Source organism: Providencia sp. CIM-Carb-044, assembly GCF_033901115.1.
Classification (GTDB): Bacteria; Pseudomonadota; Gammaproteobacteria; order Enterobacterales; family Enterobacteriaceae; genus Providencia; species Providencia hangzhouensis.
The window spans coordinates 1-4,498 of the sequence record NZ_JAXADV010000034.1; the positions used below are offsets into that span (position 1 = coordinate 1).

Below are 4,498 nucleotides of genomic sequence, written 5' to 3' on the forward strand. Positions count from 1 at the left end.
AATCACCTTCTCGGAAACCCTCGCGAAATTTCGCAGTCGCGACGCCAGAGACCGAGGGTTAGATCATGCCTAGCATTTCGATTTAGGAAACTACGCCCCGCATTCAGCAAAACCGCAACCCGAAAACAGACCCGACTGACATAAAGTATCTTATCAGAAGTTGCTTACTCTTGAAAAGCAGTTGACCCGGGACACGTTTTCCCCTTAAATTTAACGACGTCACCGCCCACTATGGCATTCTGCTGGCGCTGTATGCGTTGATGCAATTTGCCTGCGCACCTGTGCTGGGCGCGCTGTCGGATCGTTTCGGGCGGCGGCCGGTCTTGCTCGTCTCGCTGGCCGGCGCTGCTGTCGACTACGCCATCATGGCGACGGCGCCTTTCCTTTGGGTTCTCTATATCGGGCGGATCGTGGCCGGCATCACCGGGGCGACTGGGGCGGTAGCCGGCGCTTATATTGCCGATATCACTGATGGCGATGAGCGCGCGCGGCACTTCGGCTTCATGAGCGCCTGTTTCGGGTTCGGGATGGTCGCGGGACCTGTGCTCGGTGGGCTGATGGGCGGTTTCTCCCCCCACGCTCCGTTCTTCGCCGCGGCAGCCTTGAACGGCCTCAATTTCCTGACGGGCTGTTTCCTTTTGCCGGAGTCGCACAAAGGCGAACGCCGGCCGTTACGCCGGGAGGCTCTCAACCCGCTCGCTTCGTTCCGGTGGGCCCGGGGCATGACCGTCGTCGCCGCCCTGATGGGGGTCTTCTTCATCATGCAACTTGTCGGACAGGTGCCGGCCGCGCTTTGGGTCATTTTCGGCGAGGATCGCTTTCACTGGGACGCGACCACGATCGGCATTTCGCTTGCCGCATTTGGCATTCTGCATTCACTCGCCCAGGCAATGATCACCGGCCCTGTAGCCGCCCGGCTCGGCGAAAGGCGGGCACTCATGCTCGGAATGATTGCCGACGGCACAGGCTACATCCTGCTTGCCTTCGCGACACGGGGATGGATGGCGTTCCCGATCATGGTCCTGCTTGCTTCGGGTGGCATCGGAATGCCGGCGCTGCAAGCAATGTTGTCCAGGCAGGTGGATGAGGAACGTCAGGGGCAGCTGCAAGGCTCACTGGCGGCGCTCACCAGCCTGACCTCGATCGTCGGACCCCTCCTCTTCACGGCGATCTATGCGGCTTCTATAACAACGTGGAACGGGTGGGCATGGATTGCAGGCGCTGCCCTCTACTTGCTCTGCCTGCCGGCGCTGCGTCGCGGTGCATGGAGCCGGGCCACCTCGACCTGAATGGAAGCCGGCGGCACCTCGCTAACGGATTAAATTTAAGGGGATTTCGCGCACGGGGTCAACTGTTTTAAGCGGGGATGCAGCTTCTGATAAGGTGTTTTATGTCAGGAGGCTGGGGACTTTTCCGGGGTTTGTTTTGATGTACGGAGCGTAGTTTCCTAAAAAGAAATTTCAACCGGGGCTTCTCTTTTCTCTATTTTGTTGCGGTCAATTCTTTATTTTTCAGAATTTGCTACCGTTTCCCAAAAGTATTCATTTTCACTTAAAAAACAAAAAACTTCAATTTTTCTTTACGTTGCGAGCTTGAACTGCCAAACTCTCGGAGCCGTTTCTCGTTGGTCGCAACCACAACGCAAACCCTTGCAGACTTAAGATCCATGCAGATTCCGCTGAAGAACCATTCGCTCCGAAGGAGCATAGACCGGAACAATCTGCGTCCAAGTTTTCTTTTTTTCTTTTTTGTTCCTCTCAACGGTAGCCTTTCAAGAAACTTTCCATTTTTCAGTTCCGCAACAAACACTCAATTTTCTTTTCCAGTCTCCAAAAGCACAAAAACCTAAAAATACCAATTTCGCTTTTTTTCACCACTGAACCATAACGGTTTGGGCTATGGGCAGTGGCGGTTTGCGTGAGCCTTTCCTGTCAAACCGAGAAAACGCTCGGGCGGGCTACCGACTTTGCAAATTGCACTTCAACCCGCCATTGCCTATGAGCCAGTGTTAGCGGTAGTTTTTTATTTATTCAAATAGTAATTCCACGTTATTTTTGCAATGTCTGAAATAATCTTTTCATTAATTTCCGAAGTTTCTTTGGACTCTGCAACAAATACGCTTATAAAAATTAATTGTCCATTCGGTAAAGTAATTACCCCAACATCATTAGTGGCTGCTGCAATTCCATTATTTATTCCGGAAGTCCCTGTTTTATGAGCAACAATTGTATTCTTTGGTAATTGTCCTTTTAATCGGTTACTTCCTGTTGTTGTTTCTCTCATAATTTTCCAAATAAAATCATAACTTTTTTTAGAAAGTAATTGGTTCTTATTATTATAAGTATCTATTAACAGTTTGTTCATCGCTGTTGGGGTTGCCCAATTTTGATATTGGGTATTCCAATCCTTGTGCATTTGTTCTTCGTTTGCTTTGATTGAAATATCAGTGAAATGATTAGCATTCAAGAATTTTTGAACAGAATCAGTTCCTCCGATTAATTTTAGCAAAATATCACAACCAATATTGTCGCTCTCTGATACTGTATAATTTAGTATTTGTTCAATCGTCAAAGTTGTTCCATTAGGGAATTCCTCTTTAATCGGACTCCACGTTTTAGGCAAAAGGTCTTGAGGGGTAATCTCTATTTTTTGTTCAAAAGAAAGATTCCCTTTATCTATCTCAGACAAAACGGCTAAAGCAATCGGAAATTTCATAACGCTTTGCATCGGGAAATGGAAGTCGTTATTAATCTTCAAAGTATCCTTCTCATTGCTGTTGAATATTGCTACTCCTATTCTGGCATTTTTTGCCTTTAAAACATTCTCAATTTTCAAAGTTAAGTTGTCAGTTTGAGCATTTGAATACACAACTGTAAAAAATAAACTTAACAATACTAATAATATCCTTTTTACGATTTTCATATGTCTGTACTCCTATCTGGTTAAATTATCGATTTAGGAAACTACGCCCCGCACTGATGAATCCCCTAATGATTTTGGTAAAAATCATTAAGTTAAGGTGGATACACATCTTGTCATATGATCAAATGGTTTCGCGAAAAATCAATAATCAGACAACAAGATGTGCGAACTCGATATTTTACACGACTCTCTTTACCAATTCTGCCCCGAATTACACTTAAAACGACTCAACAGCTTAACGTTGGCTTGCCACGCATTACTTGACTGTAAAACTCTCACTCTTACCGAACTTGGCCGTAACCTGCCAACCAAAGCGAGAACAAAACATAACATCAAACGAATCGACCGATTGTTAGGTAATCGTCACCTCCACAAAGAGCGACTCGCTGTATACCGTTGGCATGCTAGCTTTATCTGTTCGGGCAATACGATGCCCATTGTACTTGTTGACTGGTCTGATATTCGTGAGCAAAAACGACTTATGGTATTGCGAGCTTCAGTCGCACTACACGGTCGTTCTGTTACTCTTTATGAGAAAGCGTTCCCGCTTTCAGAGCAATGTTCAAAGAAAGCTCATGACCAATTTCTAGCCGACCTTGCGAGCATTCTACCGAGTAACACCACACCGCTCATTGTCAGTGATGCTGGCTTTAAAGTGCCATGGTATAAATCCGTTGAGAAGCTGGGTTGGTACTGGTTAAGTCGAGTAAGAGGAAAAGTACAATATGCAGACCTAGGAGCGGAAAACTGGAAACCTATCAGCAGCTTACATGATATGTCATCTAGTCACTCAAAGACTTTAGGCTATAAGAGGCTGACTAAAAGCAATCCAATCTCATGCCAAATTCTATTGTATAAATCTCGCTCTAAAGGCCGAAAAAATCAGCGCTCGACACGGACTCATTGTCACCACCCGTCACCTAAAATCTACTCAGCGTCGGCAAAGGAGCCATGGGTTCTAGCAACTAACTTACCTGTTGAAATTCGAACACCCAAACAACTTGTTAATATCTATTCGAAGCGAATGCAGATTGAAGAAACCTTCCGAGACTTGAAAAGTCCTGCCTACGGACTAGGCCTACGCCATAGCCGAACGAGCAGCTCAGAGCGTTTTGATATCATGCTGCTAATCGCCCTGATGCTTCAACTAACATGTTGGCTTGCGGGCGTTCATGCTCAGAAACAAGGTTGGGACAAGCACTTCCAGGCTAACACAGTCAGAAATCGAAACGTACTCTCAACAGTTCGCTTAGGCATGGAAGTTTTGCGGCATTCTGGCTACACAATAACAAGGGAAGACTTACTCGTGGCTGCAACCCTGCTTACTCAAAATCTATTCAAACATGGTTACGCTTTGGGGAAATTATGAGGGGATCTCTCAGCGCCCCGCATTCAGCAAAACCGCAACCCGAAAACAGACCCTGCTGACATAAAGTATCTTATCAGAAGTTGCTTACTCTTGAAAAGCAGTTGACCCGGGACACGTTTTCCCCTTAAATTTGCTCACAGCCAAACTATCAGGTCAAGTCTGCTTTTATTATTTTTAAGCGTGCATAATAAGCCCTACACAAATTGG

Annotated in this window: 2 protein-coding genes and 1 pseudogene; 2 read left to right on the top strand and 1 reads right to left on the bottom strand. The window is 46.4% G+C overall.

What is annotated here, in order from left to right:
• Positions 1-218 precede the first annotated feature (218 nt).
• A pseudogene (tet, locus tag SJ312_RS22830) lies at positions 219-1,289 on the top strand (Tet(A)/Tet(B)/Tet(C) family tetracycline efflux MFS transporter); the annotation flags it as partial.
• A 733-nt stretch (positions 1,290-2,022) separates the two neighbouring features.
• Here tet and SJ312_RS22835 read toward each other — a convergent pair.
• A complete protein-coding gene (locus SJ312_RS22835) occupies positions 2,023-2,922 on the bottom strand; it encodes an extended-spectrum class A beta-lactamase VEB-9 (RefSeq protein WP_032494864.1) in 900 nt (299 codons plus the stop codon).
• A 160-nt stretch (positions 2,923-3,082) separates the two neighbouring features.
• Between SJ312_RS22835 and SJ312_RS22840 the strand changes: the two genes are divergently transcribed.
• Entirely contained in the window at positions 3,083-4,291 is a 1,209-nt protein-coding gene (locus SJ312_RS22840) for an IS4-like element ISVsa5 family transposase (RefSeq protein ID WP_152950171.1), read from the top strand.
• Positions 4,292-4,498: the final 207 nt, after the last annotated feature.

Excerpts from the sequence above, each read along its gene's own strand:
- SJ312_RS22835 (WP_032494864.1), bottom strand. The coding sequence starts at position 2,922 with ATGAAAATCGTAAAAAGGATATTATTAGTATTGTTAAGTTTATTTTTT.
- SJ312_RS22840 (WP_152950171.1), top strand. The coding sequence starts at position 3,083 with ATGTGCGAACTCGATATTTTACACGACTCTCTTTACCAATTCTGCCCC.